The following is a 23,327-nucleotide window of genomic DNA, read 5'->3' as shown; positions in this document are numbered from 1 at the left end:
GATGCTCCGGGCGGTCGACCTCGCGGACGCTGGCGCCGAGTCGCCCCAGGAGTCCCGGACCCGGGTGCGGCTGGTGCTGGCCGGGCTGCCCCCGCCTCGTACCCAGTGGGTCGTGTCGGACCAAGGCCGTTTCGTCGCTCGCCTCGATCTTGCCTGGCCGCGCTATCGGGTGGGGGTGGAGTACGACCCCGGGGCCACGTCCCACCGTCGTTCAGCGGCGCGGGGTGACCGTGGCCAGCAGTTCGGGCTGGCGGCGGTCCAGGGTGTCACCGGCCAGGTACGCGCCGAGCAGCGCCGCACCCACGCCGTACACCGCGCCGAGTGGCAGGCCCAGCCAGAGCCACGTGTCGCCGAGCAGCGCGGCGGCCACCACCATCGGTACGCCGAGTGCGGCGGTGACGACCATCGACAGCAGCGTCAGCAGGCTCTTGACCACGCCGGCGCCGCTGTTCATGGCGAACGGGTTGCTCGTCTCCGGCAGCGAGTACGCGCCGAGCACCGAGATGAACGAGTTGACGGCCAGCCCGACGCCGTACGTGGCGACCAGCGCGCCCGCCATGAACCCGATCCACGCCGGTTCGCCGAGGACCAGTGCGATCACCACCGCGACCACGGCCAGCATCGGCAGCACGTAGAGCGAGAAGGCGGTCATCCGGGCGAGCAGTTCCTGCCGGCCGGGTACACCGGCCACCACGTTCGCGGCGAACGCGCTGCCGTCGAAGCCGAACTGGTTGGCCAGGGTGACCGCGGCGAGGAGCCCTACGAAGAGCATCGAGACGCTGACCAGCACCGGTGACGAGTCGCCGACGGAGAAGCCCTGCTCGCCGTCGTACGAGAAGCCCTGCGCGCCGAAGTTGACCATGACCGGCACGAAGAGGCCGACCACCGCGATGGTGATCAGGTTGGCCCGCCGCCGCGCGTCCCGCCACCAGTAACGGGCCTCCCGGGCGACCAACGCGCCGAACTGGTCCCGGCGCAGCCAGCCGGCCGCGCGAAGAAACAACTGGGCGACCACGCCGCCGGTCGGTCCTGCCTGAACGCGGGCCGGTCCGGTGCTGGCCGCGCCCACCATCGCCGACTCCAGCGACCGTGACCACCACGCCAGCAGGGCGAGGACGGTGAGCACGGCGATCACCAGCTTCAGCGGGGCGGCCCAGACCCGTCCCTGGGCCAGGTCGATGCCGGCCGTGAAGGGTGCGCCCAGCGGGGTCCAGCCGAGCACGGTCGCCACCGGGAGGAACCGGTCCCAGTCGACCTCGCCGAGCGCGGCCACACCCGCGATCTGCAACGGCCCCAGCATCGCGGCCAGCACCGCCAGCAGGACGGCGGCCAGGTCACGGACCCGCCGGGAGCGGAGCATGGTGGCGAAGGCGCTGGTCACCGCCCGCGCGCCGGCGACGCAGACGAGCAGCCCAAGGACGACCCCGATGGCGGCCACCACGGCGGCGGACCAGCCGCCGAAGACACCGGCGGTGACGACCAGGCCGGAGAACGCGACCAGGGCGGCGATCGCCGGTACGCTCACCAGCGCCGCCGCGAACAGCCCCTTGACCAGGGTGCGGCGGCGCAGCGGGAGCAACGCGAAACGGGCCGGGTCGAGCGTCTCGTCGACGCCGAAGAAGACCAGTGGCAGCAGCAGCCAGCCGAGCACGGTGAGGATGCCGGCGAGCGCGGCGATCAGCAGCGCGTACCGGTCGTCGCCGACCAGCCCGGGGGCGGCCAGGCCGAAGAAGGCACCCACCGAGATCCAGAGCCCGAACAGCGACCCGATCAGGAACAGCGCCACCCGCCAGCCCTGGCCACGGAAGTTGTTGGCCATCACCCGCAGCTTGAGCCGGACGAAGTGGCGGGCCGAGACGGCCCGTACGGGCTTCGCCGGGGCGGTCACTGAGACAGCCACGCCAGCTCCTCACCGGTGGCGGTACGCCCGCCGACCACCTCGACGAAGACCTCCTCCAACGAGCGCTCGCCGCGTACCTGCTCCAGCGTGCCGACCCGCTTGATGGCGCCCTCGGCGAGGATCGCCACGTGGGTGCAGAGCCGCTGCACGACCTCCATCACGTGACTGGAGAAGACCACCGTGCCGCCGCCGGTCACGTACCGCTGGAGGATGTCGCGGATCAACGCGGCCGAGACCGGATCGACCGCCTCGAACGGCTCGTCCAGCACCAGCAGCCGGGGCCCGTGCAGCAGCGCGCAGGCCAGCCCGATCTTCTTCTTCATACCGGCCGAGTAGTCCACCACCAGGGTGCGACCGGCGTCGGCCAGAGCGAGCACGTCGAGCAGTTCCCCGGCCCGCTGGTCGACCACCGCCGGGTCCATGCCGCGCAGCAGGCCGTGGTACGCCAGCAGCTCCGCCCCGCTGAGCCGGTCGAAGAGGCGTACGCCGTCCGGCATCACGCCGAGCAGCCGTTTCGCGGTGACCGGATCGGCCCACACGTCGTGCCCGAGCACCTGGGCGCCGCCCGCGTCGGGTCGCAGCAGCCCGACCGCCATCGACAGTGTGGTGGTCTTGCCCGCGCCGTTCGGGCCGAGCAGGCCGTAGAACGAACCGGTCGGCACGTCCAGATCCACGCCGCCTACCGCGATCTTGCTGTCGAACCTCTTCGCCAGGCCGCGCAGCGCCAGCGCCGGGTGCTCACCAGTCATGAGCCCGACCGTATCCGGTCCTGACCAGCACACCGCCCGACCGGAGGACGATTCACGGCTCATCCGCGAGTCGGACGTCGCGCCAGCCGCCCCTGCAAGCCGACGGACGTTAGCAGGGGACCCTTCCTATACCGCAGGCGTTAGTAGGGGGCCCTTCCTTACCGCCGGAGGGCGTCCGGGGCGTGCAGGCGCAGCATGGTGCGGGCGATGTCGGTCGGGGCGCGGCGGCGGGTGGCGAGCGAGACCGCGATCATCACGGTGAAGGCCAGCGGCACCGTCCAGGCGGCAGGCTGGGCGGTGAGGGTGGCGGGCCAGCCGGACAGCGGCGGGCCGAGCACGGTGACCAGCACCGCCGACACCGCCGCGCCGCCGCCGACCAGGATGCCGGCGGCCGCACCCGCGTCGGTGAGCCCGCGCCACCAGATGCCGAGCACCAGCAGCGGGCAGAAGCTGGACGCGGCGACGGCGAACGCCAGCCCGACCACCTGCGAGACGTCCAGCCCGGAGACGTTCAACGCGAGCACCGCCGGCACCCCACCGGCGATCACCGTGGCCAGCCGGAAGCCGCGTACCGAGCCACGCCCGAGCACGTCGGTGGAGATCACCCCGGCGACGCTGGTGAGCAGGCCGGACGAGGTGGACAGGAAGGCCGCGAAGGCACCGGCGGCGACCAGGGCGGCCAGCAGCCGTCCGGTGGTCCCGGCGCCGAGCGCCGCCTCGGGCAGCAGCACCACCACCGCGTCGGTCTGCCCGCTGACCAGCAGTTGCGGGGTGTAGATCCGGCCGAGCACGCCGTAGATCGTGGGTAACAGGTAGAAGATCCCGACCAGCGCCAGCACCACGAGCGTGGTCCGGCGGGCGGCCGCACCGTCCGGGTTGGTGTAGAAGCGCACGAGGACGTGCGGCAGCCCCATGGTGCCCAGGAAGGTCGCCAGGATCAGCGAGTACGTGGCGAACAACCCCCGGTCGTCGTCGGCGGCGGTGCTGGGCAGCAGCCATTCGGCGGACCCGGTCGCCACCCCGGAGACCTCCGGCACCGGCTCACCGGCAGTGAAGGTCAACTCGTCGCCGGGGCGTACCTCCCGGGTCTCGCCGTCGGGCAGCGTGAGCACCGCGCGGTGCTCGACCACGACGGTGGTCGCGGTCCGGAACGTCGGCCCGTCGGGCGGGGTCACCGGCGGACGCCCGTCGGCCTGCCACTGGAGGGCGAGGAAGATCGCGGGTACGGCGAGCGCGGTCAGCTTGAGCCAGTACTGGAACGCCTGCACGAAGGTGACCGCGCGCATCCCGCCGAGCGCCACGTTGGCGGTCACCACCGCGGCCACCACCAGGGCACCCACCGGGTACGGCGAGCCGGCCAGCGTGGCCAGCGTCAGCCCGGCGCCCTGCAACTGCGGCACCAGGTAGAGCCAGCCGATGAAGATCACGAAGATGGTGGCCAGTGTCCGCAACCGGCGGGAGCCGAGCCGCAGCTCGCAGAAGTCGGGCAGGGTGAACGCCCCGGAGCGGCGCAGCGGTGCGGCCACGAACAGCAGCAGGGCCAGGTAGCCGGCGGCGAAGCCGACCGGGTACCAGAGCACGTCGACGCCGTACTTGAGGACCAGCCCGGCGACGCCGAGGAAGCTGGCCGCCGACAGGTACTCCCCGCCGATCGCGGCGGCGTTCCAGGTCGGGCTGACCACCCGCGAGGCGACCAGGAAGTCCGAGGTGGTGCGGGCCAGCCGCAACCCGTAGAACCCGATCCCGAGGGTGACCAGGGTGACCGCCACGATCGCGGGTACGACGAGGTCGTTGCCCATTCAGCGCTCCGGCCGCCGGACCAGGTCGGTGAAGTCCTGCTCGTTGCGCTCGGCCAGCCGCACGTACGTCCAGCCGACCGCGACCAGGAACGGGAAGGAGAGCACGCCGAGCAGCAGCCACGGCAGGTTGACGCCGAGCACGGTCAGCCGCCCGACCGACGGCGCGATGGCGAACAGCAACGGCAGACCGCCCAGCCCGACCAGCACCACCGCCGACAGTTGCAACGCCAGCGCCAACTGGGCGCGTACCAGTCCACGGACCAGGGCCTCACCGACCCGGGTCTGCTGGGTGAGTTCGGTGTGCGTACCGGCGGACGGGCGCTGCCGCCGCGACACCTCGGCCAGCACCACCCGGGTACGCGGCGGCACCTCAGGTGCGGAGTGCCCGCCCTGCGGCGGTGTCGGGGGCCCGCCCTGCGGCGGCACCCGACCGAAGTCGGCGTGGCGGGGCTGCGCCCCGGGCCGTGCCGCCGCCTCGGGCGCCGGGACGGGATCGTCGGCAGCGGCCACCACGGCAGTCTCGTCCGCCGGACGGGAATGTCAAGAGGGCTGTGCACAACCTGTGGACAACTGGTGCAGCCTGTGGATAACCCGGTGGACGGCGGTCACACCGTCAGCGGCTCCACTCCTGTTTCGCGGCGCGGACCAGCTTGTCCTTGAGTTCCCGGATGTGCCGCCGGCTCACCGACAGCTCCGTCCCGTCGACCACCACCACGTACCCGGAGTTGACCAGCCGCAGCTCGGCGATCAGCCGGAGCTGCACCAGGTACGACCGGTGGATCCGGACGAAACCGGCATCGGCCCAACGTTCGGCGAGCGTCGCCAGCGACACCCGGACCAGGTGGGCGCCGTCCACGGTGTGCAACCGGGCGTAGTCGCCCTGCGCCTCCACCCACCGCACCGCCGAGCGGGGCAGCATCCGGGTGCTACCGGCCAACTCGACCGGGATGGTCGGATCCTCCTCGGCCCGGGCCAGCGCGGCCGGATGGGACGGCACCACCCGCGAGCCGACCACCCGGCGCAGCGCCTCGGAGAGCCGTTCGGACCGGACCGGCTTCCGGACGTAGTCGGTGGCACCGAGGTCGAAGGCGTCAGCCGCACCGTCGTCGTACGCGGTGACGAAGACGATCGCGGGTGGCCGGGCGAACCGGCGCAGCACCCGAGCCAGCTCCATGCCGTCCAGACCGGGCATCCGGATGTCCAGGAAGACCACGTCGATCTCGCCGTCGCGGAGCACCCGCAGCGCCTCGGTGGCGTCGCCGGCCGTGTGCAGCCGGGCCACCCGGGGATCGGTGCGCAGGTGGTACGCCAGCTCGTCCAGCGCGGGCGGTTCGTCGTCCACCGCGAGGACGCGCAGGAAACCGGGAGCGGCCGGGCCGCCGTTGCCGGTCACGAGCCCGCCCGTACGCCGGGATGGAACTTGGGCACCCGCATGCTCACCTTCGTACCCGAGCCCAGGTCCGTCTCCACGACCAGGCCGAAGCCGTCCCCGAAGACCGACCGGAGTCGCTCGTCGACGTTCGACAGGCCGACGTGCTGGCCCGGGTCGTCGCCCGGGTCGCCGGTGGCACCGGCCAGCTCGGCGATCCCGGCGGTCAACGTGGCCGGATCCATCCCCACTCCGTCGTCCTCCACCGTGATGTGGCACTCGGCTCCCGCGTCGCGGGCCTCGATGCTCACCATGCCCGTGCCGGGCTTGCGCGACAAGCCGTGCCGGACCGCGTTCTCCACCAGTGGTTGCAGGCACAGGAACGGCAGGGTCACCGGCAGCACCTCGGGGGCGATCTGGAGCCGGACCTGGAGCCGGTCGCCGAACCTGGCCCGCTCGATGGTCAGGTAACGGTCGATCGACCGCAGCTCCTCGGCCAACGTGGTGAACTCCCCGTGCGCCCGGAAGGAGTACCGGGTGAACTCCGCGAACTCCAGGATCAACTCCCGGGCCCGCTCCGGGTCGGTGCGGACGAACGAGCCGATCGCGGTCAGCGCGTTGTAGATGAAGTGCGGGCTGATCTGCGCCCGCAGCGCCCGTACCTCGGCCCGGGCCAGCCGTTCCCGGGACGAGTCCAACTCGGCGAGGGCGAGTTGGCTGCCCGCCCAGTGCGCGGTCTCCAGGGTGGCCTGCACCAGACCGGGGGCGGGGACACCGTCGGTGACGGCGACCAGGGCACCGGCTATCCGGCCCTCCGCGCCGGCCAGCGGGGCCACCACCGCGCCTCGGACCGGGCAGTCGACGCGGTCGCAGAACAGCTCCGCCTCGCCGAGCACCGTCGACCGCTCCGACGCCACCACCCGCTGGGCCGCCGCGCGTAGCTGGTCCCCGTGGTGTGCGCCCCGCCCGTCCAGGGCGAGCAGGTCGTCGGTGTCGGTCAACGCCAGCCCCTCCGCCCCGACCAGGGTGCGCAGGTGGCGGGCGGCCTTCGCGGCACCGGCCGGATTCAGTCCGGCGCGCAGCGGTTCGGCGGCCAGCCCGGCGGTGTGCAGCACCTCGTAGGTGGCCCGCTGGCCGGGTGTGGCGATGCCGCGCCGGCCGCGCAGCAGACCGACGGCGTACAGGGCCCCGGCCAGCACCGCGACCAGGGAGATGACGCCGACGACGGCGGAGAGGTTGCCACCCACGCCGACGATCCTGACCGGTTCCGCCCGCCGGGCCAAGAGTCAGTACGCGCCCTTGCGGGCCACCACCACACCCACGGTGCGCCACAGGATGCTCAGGTCGTACGCCAGCGACCAGTTGTCGACGTAGTAGAGGTCCAGCCGGACGGCCTCGTCCCAGGACAGGTCCGAGCGGCCGGAGACCTGCCACAGGCCGGTCATCCCGGGACGGACCAGCAGCCGGCGGCGTACGTCGCCCAGGAAGTCACCGTCGTCGGCGGGCAGCGGGCGCGGCCCGACCAGCGACATCTCACCCTTGAGCACGTTGATCAACTGGGGCAGCTCGTCCAGGGACGAGGCACGCAGGAAGCGGCCCACCGGGAAGACCCGGGGATCCTGCTTCATCTTGAACAACATGCCGTCGGTCTCGTTCTGGTCGGTCAGGCTGGCCAGCCGGTCCTCGGCGTCGACGTACATGGTGCGGAACTTCCACACCCGGAACGTGCGCCCCTCGTGCCCCACCCGGGGCTGGCGGAAGAAGACCGGACCCGGGTCGGAGATCCGGATCGCGATGGCGATGGCGATGAAGACCGGCACCAGCATCAGCAGGCCGAGGCCGGCGGCGACCCGGTCCATCATGTTCTTGGCCAGCAGCGCCGGCCCGGACAGGGTCGGCTCCTCGACGTGCAGCAGCGGCAGACCCTCGATCGGGCGGATGTGCACCCGGGGACCGGCGATGTCGGTCAACTGCGGGGCCACCACCAGGTCGACCCCGGAGCCCTCCAACTGCCAGGCCAGCCGGCGCAACTCGCCCGGCTCGGAGCTGGCCGAGCCGCAGACCGCGATGGTGTCACCGCCCACCTCGCGGACCAGCGCCAGCACGTCGCGGCCGGCGTACACCGGGACGGGCGTCTGCACGCCCTTGGCCGCCGCGTAACCGTCGGTGATGTGGATGGCGACCGGGACCAGCCCGGCGGACGGATTGCGGGTGACCGCCGTGTAGACCTCAAGGCACTCCGGCAGTGTGCCGACCAGCACCATCCGGTGCGCCGCCTGCTGGATGTTGCGGCGGACCACGTGTAGCACGAAGCGGGCCAGGATCCGGCCCAACATGATCAGCAGCAGGGCCAGCAGCAGGGCGGTGCCGACGGTGAACCGGGACAGGTCGGTCTTGGTGGCGAAGGCGACGAAGGACACCGCCGCGCAGGCCGCCACGCCGGCCCGGATCACCCGCTTGAACTCGTCCGGCCCGAGCCCGAGACAGCGCCGGTCGTAGGCGCCGTTGAACCACAGGATGACCAGCCAGCCCAGCGGCAACAGCAGGAAGGCGACCGTGAAGAACCAGGTCGGGTCGGTGTCGGCCTCGTGGAAGCCGGCGGTCGCCTGGTCGAAGGTGCGGATCGCGGTGTAGCTGGAGAAGGCCACTGCGGCGAAGTCCAGCAGCACCAGGATCGCCGTGTACGGGCGGTGCCAACGGGAGACACGTCGCCGTGCCCGCGCCCATGCCGATCGCGGTACGCCGCTGGTGGAGGGCGGGGTCGGCGGCTGGATCTCGAAGCTGTCGACGTGCCGCACGAATCTGCTCCGGCCTTCGTTGGTCACCGGGCGCTGGAGGCTAGTCGTCACCTCACCATGTCCTCCCGCATGACACGTGCCGCTCACTCGCCGTGAGGACCCGCGTCGCCCACCGTTCCAGCTTCCCATGCGTATCCGCACCCGTCGCGGACCGAAGGACATTGCGCGACAGACTCGTGTTCGCCTGGGATCTGGCCGACTTCACACCATCCGGAAGCCGGGGACCGGGCCACTATACCGATGGATTGTGACCCGGGTAGAGCGTCCGAGCGGTGGTTCGGCACCCGCGCCCGATTCCGCTCCGTAGTCGATGAGCAACGTCGCTCACCGTACAAGTCGAGACAACCGTCGGTCAGCCAGCGGCTTGCCGCCGGTCTGGCAGGTCGGGCAGTACTGGAGGCTCGAATCGGCGAACGAGACCTCCCGGACGGCGTCCCCACAGACCGGGCAGGGCAGGCCGGTGCGGGCGTGCACCTTCAGCCCGGACCGCTTCTCGCCCTTGAGCTCCGCAGCGCGCTGTCCCAGCGAGCGGGTCACCGCGTCGCCGAGCACCCGCCGGGTCGCCGCGTGCAGCGCGGCCATCTGGTCGTCGCTGAGCCGGTCGGTCAGCGCGAACGGCGACAGCTTCGCGGCGTGCAGGATCTCGTCCGAGTACGCGTTGCCCACCCCGGCCAGCACGGACTGGTCGGTGAGCACCCCCTTGACCTGGCCCCGGCGGCTGCGCAACGCCCCGGCGAAGGTGCTCAGGTCGGCGGCGATCGCGTCCGGACCGAGCTTGGCCACCCCGGGGACCGCCTGTGGGTCGGTGACCAGATAAGCGGCGAGTTTCTTCTGGGTACCGGCCTCGGTCAGGTCGAAACCGGAACCGTCGTCGAGGCGTACCCGGAGCGCGATCGGTCCCTTTCCGGGACGGAGCGGGACGGTCGAAGCGAACGCCTCCCGGTAGTGCAGCCAGCCGGCGCGGGCCAGGTGGACCACCAGGTGCAGGCCACCGTCGAAGACGACGTCGAGGAACTTGCCGTGCCGCCGGGCGTCGGTCACCGTCCGGCCGACGACCGCGGTCGGTGCCGGGTCGTACGTCTTCAGGGCGCTGATCGCGGCGACCTCCAGCCGGTCGACACGCCGGCCCACCGCGCGCTGCCGCAGGTAGCCTGCGAGCGCCTCCACCTCCGGTAGTTCGGGCACAGCTCAACGGTAACCTTCTTTGCCGTGAGAATCGTGGTGGCGCACAACCGGTACCGGGTAGCCCAGCCGTCCGGCGAGAACACCATCGTCAACGTGGAGATCTCCCAGCTCGCGGCGGCCGGCGTGGAAGTGCTGCCGTTCCTGCGGAGCTCCGACGAGATCCCGTCGATGCCGAAGGCGGCGAAGGCGCTGCTGCCGATCTCTCCGATCTACGCCCCCCGGGCGCAGCAGGAACTGAGCCGGCTGCTCACCGAGCACCGTCCGGACGTGCTGCACCTGCACAACCCGTACCCGCTGCTGTCGCCCTGGGTGGTGCGGACCGCGCACCGGCACGGCGTGCCGGTGGTGCAGACCGTGCACAACTACCGCCAGGTCTGCTCCTCCGGCCTGTACTTCCGTGACGGTGTGATCTGCCAGGACTGCCGGGGCCGCACACTGGGCGTGCCGGCGGTGGTGCACCGCTGCTACCGGGGGTCGCGGGCGCAGAGCGCGCTGATGGCGACCACCCTGGCCGTGCACCGGGGCACCTGGAAGTCGGTGGACCGGTTCATCGCGCTGACCAGCGCCGTCGCCGACCACCTGCGCGACTACGGCATCCCGGACGACCGGATCGTGGTCAAGCCGAACGCCATCCCGGACCCGGGCACCCCCGCACCGCTGGGTCAGGGCTTCCTCTTCCTCGGTCGGCTCTCCCCCGAGAAGGGGCTCGACCTGCTGCTGGAGGCGTGGCGCCGGCACCCGGACGGCGCGCTGGGTCCGCTCCGCGTGGCCGGTGACGGCGAACTGCGCCCGCTGGTCGAGGCGGCGGCGGCCGAACGCGCCGACGTCACCTTCCTCGGCCCGCTCGACCGGGCCGGAGTCCGCGACGCGCTGACCGCAAGCGCCGTGGTGCTGGCGACCTCCACCTGGCACGACGTGCTGCCCACCGTGATCATCGAGGCGCTGGCCAGCGGGCGGCCGGTGCTCGGCACCGCGCTCGGTGGCATCCCGTACCTCGTCGGCGCGGACACCCCCCGCGAACCCGCCGGCACCGGCCCGGCCGTGGCCGCCTCGGCAGCCGCCCCGCCCAGCCCCGGCGGCCCGGCTGACCCCGTCGGTCGGGCAAGTGCCCTGCCGGCCGGGATCCTGGCCGGGGAAGCCGGCTGGGTCGTGCCGCCGGATCCGGCGGCCCTGGCCGCCGCGCTGCCGGTGGCCGCCGCCGGAGCCGCCGCCCTGGCCGTTCCCGCCCGCTCCCGCTACGACCGCACCTTCCACCCCGACGTGGTCACCAAACGCCTCATCGACGTGTACGCCTCCCTCAGCTGATCGCCCTGCCCGCCGGAATCATCTCGGCCAGCCGCATGCAGCACTGTCGCCATGCGCCACGCACCCTCGCGGCTTCGGCTATCGCCACCAGGCGTGGGTCCGGGGATGGTGACCCGGCCAGCACCTCGGCCAGCATCGCTCGACCGGCTGGCCGTACCTGTACCTCCGTCGGCGCGAGCCGGTCGGCGTCCAGTAGCACCCGAGATGCCCCGGGAGCGTCGCCGACCTGAGGGCGGCTTGGACGAGCAGCGCCGCGCAGGCCGCCCGCTCGGCAGCCGTACCCGAGTCGTCGGTGAGCGGGGCGACCTTCTGCGCGGCGGTGATCGCCGTCTCGAAGGCTGCGCGTTGGCAGCCGGCGGCCCGCAACGCCTGACCGAATGGCATGGCCGCGACCGCTTCCAGCATCGGATCGTCGGCGGCCGTGGCCAAGACCAAGCCCGATCGGCAGCCAGCCACCCCAGTTCCGTTGCGCCCAGCTTCACGGTGACCTGCGCAGTGAGCCGGTACAACTGGATGCGCAGGTCGGCAGGCCGCACGGGTGCGGGCGAGGCGGCGTCGCCGAGGAAGATGTCCGGGTCGACGTTGAGCGCGTCCGCGATCTCCCGCAGCACCGACCACTTGTCGAGTCGACGTACTCCCCGCTCGACCTTGTCGACCCACGACTTGGACTTGCCGAGCCGGTCGGCGAACATCTGCTGCGACATCTTCCGCCGCGCCCGCCAGTACGCCACCCGTCGACCGACCGGCAGGTCGTCCCTCACCGCCGGCCCCGCCGATCAGGTACGACCTGGGTAGTGTCGTCGAGCGGCGTCCGCTCAGCCTCGGCCTGAGCGAGAATCCGCTGCTTGGCGGCTTCGTGCTCGGCGGCCTGAACCTCGGCGCCGGTCGGCCGGTCGGAGATCTTGGGGACACGTCTGATCATCGCCATCCCCTTACGGATGCCGTCGTGGGAGGCGCTGGACTTGTCCGCGTGGTAGCCGTCGAGCCACGACCAACCCTGGTACGTCGGCAGATCGAGCACCCGGATGAGGCGGAAAGTGATCGACGTTCCGAACTGGATGCTGGCAGCTCGGGTGAGGTGGAGCAGGTCCCCGGCCCTGAGCCCGGTTAACGCTGCGGGTATCGATGCCATGCCGCGATCCGGGTTCGCGCGAGTTGAACGTCCGGACACCATGCGCTGGCCGTGCAGTCTGGGCAGCGGTGATGGCGGTGGTATTCGAGGACGTACCAGGCCTGCTTGTTTCATGTGTCTCCGTCCCTCGCTGTCAACAGAGATGCGCGGCCCGACCGCTGGAGCGGCCTGCATTGGCATGGCTGGTCTGCTGATTGGGTTCGGTGCTCGACGCCACCATACTGCCATACCTAGTATGGCGCAATCATCGTGCGAGGTGACGTTGTCAAGTAAGGCAGTAGAGTCGTTCTCACGTGAGGAGGGAGAAGTCGCGTGAGTCGCCAGCAGCAAAACAGCACGTCAGACCGCTACATGACCCCCGGTAGCGGCGACGCGTGGGCCAACGAAGCAGCCTCGACAGGCAAGCAAGGAACTCAGCGCATCACCGCAGCGGAAGAGACTTCCGCACCACCAGAGGTCGCCGACGCCCTGCGTCTAGCGCCGAACGCGCGTGTTGTGCTCCGACAGCGTGTAATGCTGCTGGACGGTCATGTCGTCGAACTCACCGACTCCTACTACCCGAGCAGCATTGCCACCGGAACACCGTTGGCTGACCGCGCCAGAATCCCCGGCGGCTCCGTCACCCTGCTCGCGAACCTCGGATACACCACCGACCGCGCGGTAGACGAGATCTCCGCGCGTCTCCCCACCCTCAGGGAGCAGCATGAACTCCATATCTCCGAGCGAGACCCGGTGATCGTCCTTACCCGGCTCACGTTCGCCGCCAACGGCACGCCGTTTGAATACAGCGTTATGACCATGACTGCCGCCGGCCGCCACCTCCGCTACCAGACCAAGGCGTGAACATGCCTCGACCCATCAAGGACCCGCGTGCCCGCCACCAGCAGATGGCCGCCGACCTGCGGGCGATGATCCTTTCCAAGGACCTGCCGCCGGGCAGCAAGCTGCCGAGCACCGCGCAGCTACAACAGGAGTACGGCGTCCCTAACCAGACCGTGCAGAACGCCGTCGCTGTCCTCAAGCGCGAGGGCTACGCCGACAGTTCGCCGGGCAAGGGCGTGTTCGTCCGTGAACGACCTCAGCACATCGTCACGCCAGCAGCCTTCATCACCCCTCCGCCGGCCGGGCAGCCGTATCCGTGGCTCAGCGAGGCCGAACGGCGTGGGCTGAAGGGGTCGGTTGACCTGCTGCACGTCGCCGAAGTGACCCCTCCCGCTCAGGTTCGACTCGCGTTCGGCCTCGCGGATAGCGACGTGGCTGTGCTGCGCAAGCAGCTCATGCAACTCGACGACGAACCCGCCGAACTGGTGCACTCCTATTATCCGGTCGACATCGCGCGGGGAACCCCGCTCGCCGAGAAGCGGCGCATCAAGGGCGGCACGCCGCGCGCCCTCAGCGACCTGGGGATAATTCCCCAAGAGTTTGTCGACCAGGTGTCGACGCGTCCCCCGACCCCTGAGGAGTTCCTCGCGCTGGAGCTACCGCCGGACGTCTCGATCATGCGGACGTTCCGTGTCGTCTACGCGCAGGGCCGCCGCCCGATCGAAGCGACGGTCATGGTGAAGGCCGGGCACATGTACGAGTTGCAGTACTACCAGGTCGTGAACCCAACCTCCGGGGTAGAGCCCTCTCAGGGCTAACCGCAGGAGCCTGGCGTAGCAGGAAAGGGCCGCCCGAGGCAGCACGGACGAGCAGGCACGCTGCTCCGAGAACACGATAACCACTCGATCCCGGATCGAGTGGTTATCGCGGCGCTTGGATGCCACTCGACCCCGGATCGAGCGCGATCTTGGAGAGCGGGGCGCGGTCTGTCGGCTGCCGCGTTAGGTGGCCGGTCGGCTGGCCGCGTTAATAGGGGGCCCTTGCTATGCACGAGGCGTTAATAAGGTGCCCTTCCTTACAAGCTGGCGCGGGCGGAGAAGGCGATGCTCGCGAGCAGGAACCCGCCGTTGACGACGGTGAACGCCACGATCACCCAGAACACGAGCGCCGGAGCGAAAGCCAGCACCAACGCGGCCGCGAAGATCACCGCGCCGTAGTCGCGGACCAGCTTCGCCAGGCGTACCGGCAGGCTGGTGGAGGTGACCATGCTGGCCGCGTTCGGGCCGGACTGCATCACCGAGGTGACCAGGTTGACCATCCAGGTGCCGGCGAAGGTGGCCACCAACCACACCGGCGTCGACGGCACCTGCGTCACGGCGGTTGCGCCCAGCGCCGCGACCAGCGCGATCTGGGCCGCCACGTCGCAGAGCACGTCGACCCGGGCACCGGCGGCGCTGCCCTGACCGGTCACCCGGGCGAGCTGACCGTCGGCGCAGTCCAGGGCGTACGCGATCTGCCAGCCGACCAGCGCGAGCAGCCCGACCACCCAGGCGGGTACGTCCCCGGCGGCGACCGGGCCGGCGAGCGCGACCACGGTGACCGAGGTGGCCAGGCCGAGCACCAGGTTGGTGATGGTCAGCGCGGTGGGCCGGAGCCCGAGTCGCTGGGCGACCAGCGCGAAGACGGCGCCGATCCACTGGCTCACCGACTCGCTGAACAGGCCACCGCCCCGGTTCACCCGGTGGAAGTCGGCGACCGTGGGGTGTGAAGGCTCAGCCAAGGTGCTCACGGAGGGCGTCAACGTAGTCTCCCAGCCGGGTACGGATGTCGTCAGCGGACAACGCGAGGTGTTCGAGGATGGTGTAGCGGTCCGGTCGGGTGCGCGGTGCGAAGGCGACCGCCTCGACGAACTGCTCGTCGGTGAGGCCCAGCTCCTCGGGCCGGACGGCCAGGCCGTGCCGGTGCAGGCAGCTGCTGAGCTGACCGAAGCGTTCCAGGTCGCCCCGGAGGAAGGTGCAGAACAACGCGCCGAGGCCGACCTGTTCGCCGTGCGAGCCGGTGCCCGGGTACAGGTGGTCGATGGCGTGCGAGATCTCGTGGTCGCCGCCGCTGGCCGGGCGGCTGGAGCCGCAGATCGACATGGAGATCCCGCCGAGGATGAGCGCCTCGGCCAGGGTGGTCAGGAAGGCGTCGTCGGTGATCTTGCCGGGGTGGTTGACCAGTGCCTCGGCCCCGGTCCGGGCGAGCGTCACGGCGAGCCCGTCGATCGGCTCGTCGCGTACCCGGTGGGCCAGTTCCCAGTCGGCGCAGGCGCTCAGGTTGCTCACCGCGTCGCCGATGCCGGCCTGGGTCTGCCGGTCCGGCCCGTTCTCCACGAAGTCGAGGTCGACCAGGACGGCGATCGGGATGTGCACGCCGTACGAGCCCTTGCCGCCCTCGTGGGTCAGCGACGCCACCGGGGAGGCGATGCCGTCGTTGGCGAGGCTGGTCGCCACGGTGACCATCGGGATGGCGTAGCGGGTGGCGGCGTACTTGGCGGTGTCGATGGTCTTGCCGCCGCCGATGCCGACGACCGCGTCGTAGTGTCGGCGCCGGAGCTGGTCGCCCAGCTCGGTGGCGGAGTCGACGCTACCGCCGGTCACCGTGAAGATGTCGGCCGAGCCGAGCGACGGCCGGCAGAGGTCGGCGATCTTCTCGCCCTGTCCGGGGCCGACCACTACCGCGACGTCGCCGCCGCCGGAGATCCGCCGGTCGGCCAGGAGCGCGCCGAGGTCGGCCACCGCCCCCCGGCGGACCTCGATCGACAGCGGTGTGGTGACGGTGCGGGCTAGTAGCGGCACGCGATCTCCCGCGCCCGGGCCAGGTCGTCGTGGTTGTCGACCTCCACCCAGGACACGTCACCGATCGGTGCGGCGCGTACCTCGCCGCCACGGTCGGCGAACTCCTGGTATCCGTCCTCGTAGTACAGGTTCGGGTCGCGTCGCCAGGTCGCCTCCAGCGCGTCGGCGAGTGCCCCGGCCACCTGCGGCTCGATCAGGGTCGCGCCGATGTACTCGCCGTACGCCTGCGCCGGGTCCATCAGCTTGGTGATCCGGGTCAGCTGACCGGCGGCGTCGAAGGTGGTCTTCATCTCCTCCTCGGCCAGCGGCTTGAGGGTGTCGACCGCGAGCAGCACGCCGGGCCCGCGCTCGGCCAGCAGCGTCTTCTCGATGCTCACCGGGTGCACGGTGTCGCCGTTGACCAGCAGTACGCCCCGGGCGAACCAGTCGCGAGCCAGCCAGAGCGAGTACGCGTTGTTCCACTCCTCGGCCTTGTCGTTGTGCACGAGGGTGAGCCTCACGCCGTGGCGGCGTTCCAGGTCGGCCTGGCGTTCGCGGACGGCGTCCGCCGCGTAGCCGACCACCACGACGACGTCGGTCAACCCCACCTCGGCGAGGTTGCGCAGCGCGATGTCGAGGATGGTGATCTCGCCGTCCACCGGGACCAGCGCCTTGGGCAGTGTGTCGGTGTACGGGCGCAGGCGGCGGCCGGCCCCGGCCGCCAGCACCATCCCGACCATGCCGACATCAGTTCCTGTTCGTACGGCATCCACCGAAGGAGGATAGCGCCGCCCGTCGGCCGGCTGTCGGGGGTCAGCCTGGCAGGGCCGCCAGGTCGGCGAGGAAGAGCAGTCGCTGCTCGGCGGTGAGCGCAGTGTACGGGCCGGCCGCCCGCCGGTCGGTCTCCTGCTCGATGGCCCGCCACTGCGTCCCGTCGGTCAGCTCGACGATGCTCGCCGGGGTGTGCCCGGCGGCCGTCCAGGCGTCGGTGTGCGCGTCGGCCCGGTGGTACCGCAGCGTGCCGAGCCGGTTGAGCAGCAGCACGCCCGACGGGGTGCCGTCCGGCTCGTACGGTGGGGCGACCGCGTCGAACGCGCCGGGGCCGGGCACCGGTTCGTCGCCTCGGGGCGCCAGGGCGGCGGTCAGCAGCCGACCGGCGGTGTCGGCGAGCCGTTCGACCCGGTCGTCGTGTCCGGCCCAGAGTTCCTCGGTCACCTCGGCGTGCACCTGGTACAGCTCGGCGAGGAACGCCGTGCCGCGTTCGGTGGCGGTGAGCCCGCCGTCCGGCCGCCGGTGGGACATCCCGTACGCGACGTGCCGGTCCAGCGCCCGCTGGCAGGCGATCGGGTCCCGGTACCGGGTGATCGCGGCGAATCCGGCACCGTCGACGAACCCGCCCGGCGCCGCCAGGCGGGTCCGCAGCTCCACCAGGAAGCTGGTGGCGGGCACGCCGCCGTACCGTTGGCTGAGTTCCGCTCCACCGCCGTCCTGACCGGCCTGCATCGCCGCGCGGACGACCCGGTCGAGGGCGGGGGCGACCAGCGCCATGTACCGGTGCGCGGCGAGCCCGACGCTGTCGCTCACGAACCGGTCGGACCCAGGATCTCGAAGGCTTCCTCGGCGATCCGCCGGATCAGCCCGTCGTTGACGTCCCGGTCCTCGTCGAGCAGGTCGAGGTCGGCCGGGCCGAGCCAGCGGTACTCGGTGTGCTTGCCGACCTCCAGGACCGGCGCGGTCAGGTCGCCGTCGACCCGGATCAGCCAGTCGCTCTCGACCCGGGCCAGGCCGTCGTCGCCGACGTACCGGTACTCGCCGACCGGGCCGATGATCTCCGAGACCTGCCAGCCGGTCTCCTCGGTGACCTCCCGACGTAGCGCCTGTTCGACGGTTTCGCCGGGTTCGAGGTGTCCGCCGACGATGTCCCAACTGTTCGGGAAGAGGCGGCGGTGCGGCGAGCGGCGTTGGAAGAAGATGCGCCCGTCGGGGTCGACGATCAGCGCTCCGGCGCAGCGTAGCGGCTCGGTGGACACCCCAAGAACATTAGCCGCCGGTGCCGAGCTGCGGCGATGTCCGCTTGGGCGAACTTGTCCGCTGGGGTGGACCGGCCGGACCAGAGGTATGGATTCCGTGCGGGCGCGGGCCGAGACACGCACGCGAGGAGGTCGACATGCGGCGGGACGTGGCCTGCACCGGTTCACCCGACTCGGTGGCTCAGGATGCGGACATCGCCGTGCCGTACGCGCTCACCCGGCCGCCGCCCGTACGCTGAACAGCCATGACCGCCGAGCAGCTGATCTCCTTCGCCCGTGGCGCCCCCTCTCTGGACATCGTCGATGTCGAAGGGCTCAAGGCCGCCGCCGTCCGCGCGTTCGACGCCGATCCCGCCGGGGTGACCGCGTACGGCACCTCCGTCGGCTACCTGCCGCTGCGCCGGTGGATCGCGGAGAAGCACGGGGTCACGGCCGAGCAGGTGCTGATCACCAACGGTTCGTTGCAGGCGGACGCCTTCCTCTTCGACCACCTGGTCCGGCCGGGTGACGCGGTGGTGGTGGAGCGGCCGACCTACGACCGGACCCTGCTCAACCTGCAGCGGATGGGCAGCGAGGTGCACGGCGTCACCATCCAGCCGGACGGTCTGGACACCGCCGAGCTGCGCAAGCTGCTGGAGTCCGGGGTGCGTCCCCGCCTGGCGCACGTGATCCCGAACTACCAGAACCCGGCCGGCGTGACGCTCTCCCTCGACAAGCGGCGTGAGCTGCTCGACCTCGCCGCCGAGTACGAGTTCACGATCTTCGAGGACGACCCGTACGCCGACATCCGGTTCCGGGGCGAGCCGCTGCCGTCGATGCTGTCGATGGACACCCGGAACGTCGTGGTGCACGCCTCCAGCTTCACCAAGACGGTCTGCCCGGGCGTGCGGGTGGGCTACCTGGTCGGTCCGGCCGACCTGATCGCCGACATCGCGAAGAAGGCCACCAACCTCTATATCTCGCCGGGCATGGTGGCGCAGGCGATCGTGCACCAGTTCTGCGTCTCCGGCGACATCTCGCGGTCCGTCGAGACGGTCCGGGCGGCGCTCGGCGAGCGGGCCGGTGCGCTGGGCGAGTCGCTGCGGCGGCACATCCCCGAGGCCCGGTTCGTGGAGCCGGACGGCGGCTACTTCCTCTGGGTCGAGCTGCCCGAGGACGTCCTCGTCGACAAGCTCGCCCCGGCGGCTGCCGAGCGTGGCGTCGCGGTGGTCAAGGGCAGTGACTTCGTCGTGGACGGTGGCCGGCATGCGCTTCGCCTGGCGTACTCGGCGGTGACCGCCGACCGCATCGACGAGGGCGTGCGGCGGCTGGCCGAGGCGATGGAGGCAGTCCGGGGGTGAAAATCTGTCGGGTTTCCGACAGGACGGCGATGCCGGCCTGCCCGGGGCTCCCGCTGTGGCGACTGGCGGCCCACAATGCTGCGAGCGTCCTTCACCACATGTCGTGCAGGTCACGCCGGTTCCGGCCGGCGTGACGCCGACGTCGCGGTGCGGCCCGTCCGGCTGCGGTGTGGTGTGACGCGGTCAGCACAACCCCCCGCCCCCACGGCGCCGGGCGGGCCGGGTCGCCCCCTCACCCCCCGATGCGATCCGGTCCGTCCGGCGCCACCCCTCCGCCGCCGGGCCGCCGCCATGATCGGTACGGCGGCGTACCCTGCAAGCCGCAGCCGAGCGCGGACGGGGGCGTGATGACGGAGCGGATACCGCGGGAGGGGACCGCCTCCACCGGCCGTGAGCAGGCCGATCCCCAGCCTGTCCCGCCGCCGCTCGCCCGGTTGCCGCGTACGCGCAACTGGTCACCGGTGCGTGCGGTGACCCGCCGACTCAACCCCGACGGGTCCCAGCGGATGGAGGCCCCGGCCGGTCCACGGCGCAGCGCGGTGGTCGACTGCGCGCTCTATCTCGACGGGCGACGGCAGGGCGGCGACTGCGGCTACGCCGAAGCGCTCGCCGAGGCGCGACGCGCCGAGAACGGCTTCGTCTGGCTCGGGCTGCACGAGCCGGAGCTGGCCGAGATGACCGAGATCGCCGCCACCTACGGGCTGCACGAACTGGCTGTGGAGGATGCGGTCAAGGCGCACCAGCGGCCCAAGCTGGAGCGCTTCGGCGAGGTCAGCTTCCTGGTGCTGCGGACCGCGCGCTACTGCCAGCACACCGAGCTGACCGAGAAGACCGACGTCGTGGAGACCGGGCAGGTGATGCTCTTCATCGGCCCGCACTTCCTGATCAGCGTCCGGCACGGCGACGCCTGCCGGCTGGCGCCGGTCCGCGAGGAGCTGGAGGCCCGGCGGGAGTTGCTGCTGCACGGTCCCTGGGCGGTGGCGTACGCGATCACCGACCGGGTCGTGGACCTGTACCTGGAGGTCTCCGACCAGCTTGAGGACGACATGGACGTGCTGGAGACGGAGGTCTTCGGCCGGCAGGCCAGTGGCCGGATCCAGCGGATCTATCAGATGAAGCGGGAACTGGTGGAGTTCAAGCGGGCGGTGATGCCGTTGCAGCGGCCGTTGCTCGCCCTCACCGCGCAGATGAACCGCGAGGTGCCCAAGGAGGTCCGCCGCTACTTCCGTGACGTGCAGGACCACCTCAGCCGTACCGTCGAGCAGGTCAACTCGTACGACGACCTGTTGAACTCGATCCTCCAGGCCCGACTGGCCCAGGTGACCGTCGACCAGAACAATGACATGCGCAAGATCGCCGCCTGGGCCGCCATCGCGGCGGTGTGGACGGCGATCGCCGGCATCTACGGCATGAACTTCGAGTTCATGCCCGAGCTGAAGATCGTGTACGGCTACCCGGTGGTCCTGGCGTTGATGCTCACCATCTCGCTGACGCTCTACCGGTGGTTCCGCCGCAACGACTGGCTCTGACCCCGCAGCCCGCCCGCCCCGCCGACGTGGCGGGGCGGAGACGGGACCGCGAGATCAGGCGCGACCGTTGGACTTGCTGGGCGCCTTGCTCAGGGCGGTGCTCAGGTCGTCGGCGGGACGACCGCTGGTGGTCCGGGCACCCTCGGCGACCGACGGCACCTTGTCCGTCGGCGTCACCGGGGACGGCTTGGCCGGTGCGGTGGTCGACGCGCTGTCACCGGCGGCCACCGCCGAACTGCCGGATCCGGTCGACGCCTTCGCGGCACCCGCCGGGGCAGCCGTACGCACCTCGACGGTCTCCACCTCGTCGCGCATCGGCTCGAGCGTCGTGCGCGCGTCGTACTCGGTCCACTCCCGCTGCTCACGGTGGCGTCGCAGGGCGACCGCACCGGCCAGCCCGGCCACCACGCCGGCGGCGAGCAGTCCGGCCATCATGGTCCCGCTGCGGCGAGACTTCTTCCGCTTCATCTTCATGTTCTTCGCCTTGACCTTCCTGGCGGCCGCGGCCTGCTTGGCGACGGCCTTCCTGCCTGCTGCGGCCCGGCCGGCGGCCTCGGCCTGTGCGTGGCGCACGGCCAGGGCCAGAGGCGCCATCGCGGCGGCGGTGGCGGCGAGGCCGCTCGCGGCGCGGTCCCGGACCATCACCGCGGTCGGTGCCACCGCGTCGCGGGCCGTCTGAACCCGTGGGCCGACGGTGGATCCGGCTCCCTTCGCCGCATGCGTGGCGGCCAGCCTCAGGTGACCGATCCCCTGATTGAGCTCGGCTCGGGCCAACTGCCCCTCAGTCCTGCGGCGCCCGATTCCAAACACGGTCCCACCTCCTGGGAGTTGCTTCGTCTCATCCTCCACCTTCGGATGCCTCCGCATGTCCAGATCGGGCACATGGGAGGATCCGCAAGGAACTGACCAACGAGTAAGGAGTACCCGTGGCCGAGGCTGTCTACGCCACCGTGCACACCAACGCCGGCCCGATCCGGCTGGAACTCTTCCCGAACCACGCGCCGAAGACGGTTCGCAACTTCGTCGACCTGGCCGAGGGCACGCGTGAGTACACCGACCCGCGGACCGGCAAGCCGGGCAACGGCCCGTACTACGACGGCACCATCTCACACCGCGTGATCAGCGGGTTCATGGTCCAGATGGGTGACCCGACCGGCACCGGTCGCGGTGGCCCGGGCTACACGTTCGCCGACGAGTTCCACCCCGAGCTGCGGTTCGACCGGCCGTACCTGCTGGCGATGGCGAACGCCGGGCCCGGCACCAACGGCTCGCAGTTCTTCATCACCGTCTCGCCGACCCCGCACCTGAACAACCGGCACACCATCTTCGGTGCGGTGGCCGACGAGCAGTCCGCGAAGGTGATCGACTCGATCGCCAACACGCCGACCGGGCCGAGTGACCGGCCGTTGCAGGACGTGGTCATCGAGCGCATCGAGATCGAGCGGCAGTCGGCCTGACACCGGCCGTCGAGGTGGTGCCCGCCGCCCGGGCCCGGGCGCGGCGGGCACCGACCGGCCGTACGGTCGCCTGACCCGTCCGATCGGTGGGCCAAGGTACCTTTGCTCGCATGACTGAGCGCTCGGGCACCGGGGGCACCCGGTGAGCGAATCCCCGCCGACCACCCCGGTCTGTTACCGCCACCCGGGCCGGGAGACGTACGTCCGGTGCACCCGGTGCGACCGGTCGATCTGCCCGGACTGCATGAACGAGGCGTCGGTCGGGTTCCAGTGCCCGGAGTGCGTGGCGCAGGGACGCCGCAGCATCCGGCCGGCGCGGACCGCCTTCGGCGGTGGCGAGACCGGTCGGCTCGGGCACGTGACCAAGACGCTGATCGGCATCAACCTCGTGGTGATGCTGATCTCCATCGCCTCGGACCGGGGCGGGGACGCGGCGGCGGGTGGCGCCGGTTTCGGCGGTCTGCTCGGCGGGAGCACCCCGTTGACCGAGTGGGGTGCGGTGCTCGGCCGGGCGATGTTCCTCGACGGCAGCATCGGCGGCGTCGCCGAGGGCCAGTGGTATCGCCTGGTCACCGCGATGTTCCTGCACTACGGCGTGGTGCACCTGCTGCTCAACATGTGGGCGCTCTGGGTCCTCGGCCGGTCCCTGGAGGCGGTGCTCGGGCCACTGCGCTTCATCGCGCTGTACTTCATCGCCGGCTTCGGCGGCAACGTCGCGGTCTACGTGTTCAGCGCCCCCAACCAGATGTCGGCGGGTGCCTCCACCGCCATCTTCGGCCTGTTCGCCGCGACCTTCGTGATCATGCGGCGGCTCGGTCGGGACACCTCGGCCATCGTGCCGATCCTGGTGATCAACCTGATCTTCACGTTCACCGTGCCGCAGATCTCGATCGCCGGTCACCTGGGCGGTCTGGTCTTCGGCGCGCTGATGGCCCTGGTGCTGGCCTACGCGCCCCGGTCCAACCGGACGCTGGTGCAGGTCACCGGAGGCGCGTTCCTCCTGGTGATGCTGCTGGTGCTGGCCCTGTTCCGCACCTTCACCCTGCTCGGCTGAGCGGGCCGGCCGTACCCTGTTCGGCGGGGAGGTCGTCGG

At 71.2% G+C, this 23,327-nt stretch carries 22 protein-coding genes and 1 pseudogene; 7 read left to right on the top strand and 16 right to left on the bottom strand.

Going from position 1 to position 23,327, the window contains the following annotated elements; all coding sequences use genetic code 11:
• Window positions 1–211: 211 nt before the first annotated feature.
• The 8 genes from ID554_RS13300 to ID554_RS13265 all read right to left on the bottom strand — a co-directional run bounded on the left by ID554_RS13300 (window position 212) and on the right by ID554_RS13265 (window position 9,800).
• On the bottom strand, window positions 212–1,900 hold the full coding sequence (locus ID554_RS13300; protein ID WP_117228295.1) for an ABC transporter permease: 1,689 nt from the start codon (window positions 1,898–1,900) through the stop codon (window positions 212–214).
• A complete protein-coding gene (locus ID554_RS13295; protein ID WP_117228296.1) occupies window positions 1,885–2,649 on the bottom strand; it encodes an ABC transporter ATP-binding protein in 765 nt (254 codons plus the stop codon). The genes ID554_RS13300 and ID554_RS13295 overlap by 16 nt, the downstream gene beginning before the upstream one ends.
• Before the next feature lie 158 nt (window positions 2,650–2,807).
• Entirely contained in the window at window positions 2,808–4,448 is a 1,641-nt protein-coding gene (locus tag ID554_RS13290; RefSeq protein WP_117228297.1) for a sodium:solute symporter family transporter, read from the bottom strand.
• Window positions 4,449–4,817 carry a hypothetical protein gene (locus tag ID554_RS13285; RefSeq protein ID WP_117228342.1) on the bottom strand — a complete coding sequence of 123 codons (369 nt, stop codon included), beginning with the start codon at window positions 4,815–4,817 and terminating at the stop codon, window positions 4,449–4,451.
• Between the two features lie 244 nt (window positions 4,818–5,061).
• A complete protein-coding gene (locus ID554_RS13280; RefSeq protein WP_117228298.1) occupies window positions 5,062–5,841 on the bottom strand; it encodes a LytR/AlgR family response regulator transcription factor in 780 nt (259 codons plus the stop codon).
• A complete protein-coding gene (locus ID554_RS13275) occupies window positions 5,838–7,064 on the bottom strand; it encodes a sensor histidine kinase (RefSeq protein WP_117228343.1) in 1,227 nt (408 codons plus the stop codon). Before ID554_RS13275 ends, ID554_RS13280 begins: the two co-directional genes overlap by 4 nt.
• 39 nt (window positions 7,065–7,103) lie before the next feature.
• Window positions 7,104–8,615, bottom strand: coding sequence for a sugar transferase (locus ID554_RS13270; protein ID WP_117228344.1), 1,512 nt, complete (start codon window positions 8,613–8,615; stop codon window positions 7,104–7,106).
• A gap of 324 nt (window positions 8,616–8,939) precedes the next feature.
• Window positions 8,940–9,800, bottom strand: a complete 861-nt coding sequence (locus tag ID554_RS13265) for an Fpg/Nei family DNA glycosylase (protein WP_117228299.1) — start codon at window positions 9,798–9,800, stop codon at window positions 8,940–8,942.
• A gap of 24 nt (window positions 9,801–9,824) precedes the next feature.
• Between ID554_RS13265 and ID554_RS13260 the strand changes: the two genes are divergently transcribed.
• Window positions 9,825–11,105: a glycosyltransferase family 4 protein gene (locus ID554_RS13260; protein ID WP_117228300.1), complete on the top strand. Its 1,281-nt coding sequence runs from the start codon at window positions 9,825–9,827 to the stop codon at window positions 11,103–11,105.
• A 351-nt stretch (window positions 11,106–11,456) separates the two neighbouring features.
• Here ID554_RS13260 and ID554_RS33370 read toward each other — a convergent pair.
• Window positions 11,457–11,809, bottom strand: a pseudogene (locus ID554_RS33370) (helix-turn-helix domain-containing protein); the annotation flags it as partial.
• A gap of 53 nt (window positions 11,810–11,862) precedes the next feature.
• Window positions 11,863–12,126: a hypothetical protein gene (locus ID554_RS13245; protein WP_191088956.1), complete on the bottom strand. Its 264-nt coding sequence runs from the start codon at window positions 12,124–12,126 to the stop codon at window positions 11,863–11,865.
• Between the two features lie 423 nt (window positions 12,127–12,549).
• On the opposite strand from ID554_RS13245, the gene ID554_RS13240 reads away from it, so the two are divergent.
• Both ID554_RS13240 and ID554_RS13235 read left to right on the top strand, forming a co-directional pair.
• Entirely contained in the window at window positions 12,550–13,080 is a 531-nt protein-coding gene (locus ID554_RS13240) for a GntR family transcriptional regulator (RefSeq protein WP_199489192.1), read from the top strand.
• Window positions 13,081–13,082: 2 nt separating this feature from the next.
• Window positions 13,083–13,877 carry a GntR family transcriptional regulator gene (locus ID554_RS13235; protein ID WP_117228302.1) on the top strand — a complete coding sequence of 265 codons (795 nt, stop codon included), beginning with the start codon at window positions 13,083–13,085 and terminating at the stop codon, window positions 13,875–13,877.
• A 257-nt stretch (window positions 13,878–14,134) separates the two neighbouring features.
• Here the strand turns inward: ID554_RS13235 and ID554_RS13230 are convergent, their stop codons facing one another.
• The 5 genes from ID554_RS13230 to ID554_RS13210 all read right to left on the bottom strand — a co-directional run bounded on the left by ID554_RS13230 (window position 14,135) and on the right by ID554_RS13210 (window position 17,908).
• Window positions 14,135–14,848 carry a CDP-alcohol phosphatidyltransferase family protein gene (locus ID554_RS13230; protein WP_117228303.1) on the bottom strand — a complete coding sequence of 238 codons (714 nt, stop codon included), beginning with the start codon at window positions 14,846–14,848 and terminating at the stop codon, window positions 14,135–14,137.
• Window positions 14,832–15,899, bottom strand: coding sequence for an iron-containing alcohol dehydrogenase family protein (locus ID554_RS13225; protein WP_117228304.1), 1,068 nt, complete (start codon window positions 15,897–15,899; stop codon window positions 14,832–14,834). Before ID554_RS13225 ends, ID554_RS13230 begins: the two co-directional genes overlap by 17 nt.
• Window positions 15,887–16,618: a phosphocholine cytidylyltransferase family protein gene (locus ID554_RS13220; RefSeq protein WP_117228305.1), complete on the bottom strand. Its 732-nt coding sequence runs from the start codon at window positions 16,616–16,618 to the stop codon at window positions 15,887–15,889. The genes ID554_RS13225 and ID554_RS13220 overlap by 13 nt, the downstream gene beginning before the upstream one ends.
• Window positions 16,619–16,691: 73 nt before the next feature.
• Window positions 16,692–17,462, bottom strand: coding sequence for a hypothetical protein (locus tag ID554_RS13215; RefSeq protein ID WP_117228306.1), 771 nt, complete (start codon window positions 17,460–17,462; stop codon window positions 16,692–16,694).
• The gene (locus ID554_RS13210; RefSeq protein WP_117228307.1) at window positions 17,459–17,908 is read right to left on the bottom strand and encodes an NUDIX domain-containing protein; all 450 of its coding nucleotides are present in this window, start codon (window positions 17,906–17,908) and stop codon (window positions 17,459–17,461) included. The genes ID554_RS13215 and ID554_RS13210 overlap by 4 nt, the downstream gene beginning before the upstream one ends.
• Before the next feature lie 245 nt (window positions 17,909–18,153).
• Here ID554_RS13210 and ID554_RS13205 point away from each other — a divergent pair, with 245 nt between their 5' ends.
• Window positions 18,154–19,248, top strand: coding sequence for an aminotransferase-like domain-containing protein (locus ID554_RS13205; RefSeq protein ID WP_117228308.1), 1,095 nt, complete (start codon window positions 18,154–18,156; stop codon window positions 19,246–19,248).
• A 470-nt stretch (window positions 19,249–19,718) separates the two neighbouring features.
• A complete protein-coding gene (gene corA / locus ID554_RS13200) occupies window positions 19,719–20,777 on the top strand; it encodes a magnesium/cobalt transporter CorA (protein ID WP_223884664.1) in 1,059 nt (352 codons plus the stop codon).
• Between the two features lie 54 nt (window positions 20,778–20,831).
• Here the strand turns inward: corA and ID554_RS13195 are convergent, their stop codons facing one another.
• Window positions 20,832–21,644 carry a hypothetical protein gene (locus ID554_RS13195; RefSeq protein ID WP_117228346.1) on the bottom strand — a complete coding sequence of 271 codons (813 nt, stop codon included), beginning with the start codon at window positions 21,642–21,644 and terminating at the stop codon, window positions 20,832–20,834.
• Window positions 21,645–21,703: 59 nt separating this feature from the next.
• Here ID554_RS13195 and ID554_RS13190 point away from each other — a divergent pair, with 59 nt between their 5' ends.
• Together ID554_RS13190 and ID554_RS13185 are read left to right on the top strand one after the other, a co-directional pair.
• Complete coding sequence (locus ID554_RS13190; protein WP_117228310.1) at window positions 21,704–22,234, top strand: peptidylprolyl isomerase; 531 nt, start codon at window positions 21,704–21,706, stop codon at window positions 22,232–22,234.
• Between the two features lie 142 nt (window positions 22,235–22,376).
• Entirely contained in the window at window positions 22,377–23,288 is a 912-nt protein-coding gene (locus ID554_RS13185) for a rhomboid family intramembrane serine protease (protein WP_117228311.1), read from the top strand.
• The last annotated feature ends 39 nt before the right edge of the window (window positions 23,289–23,327 follow it).

This window comes from Micromonospora craniellae, from assembly GCF_014764405.1.
In the GTDB taxonomy this organism is placed as follows: domain Bacteria; phylum Actinomycetota; class Actinomycetes; order Mycobacteriales; family Micromonosporaceae; genus Micromonospora; species Micromonospora craniellae.
This window is presented reverse-complemented; position numbering and strand designations above follow the sequence as displayed.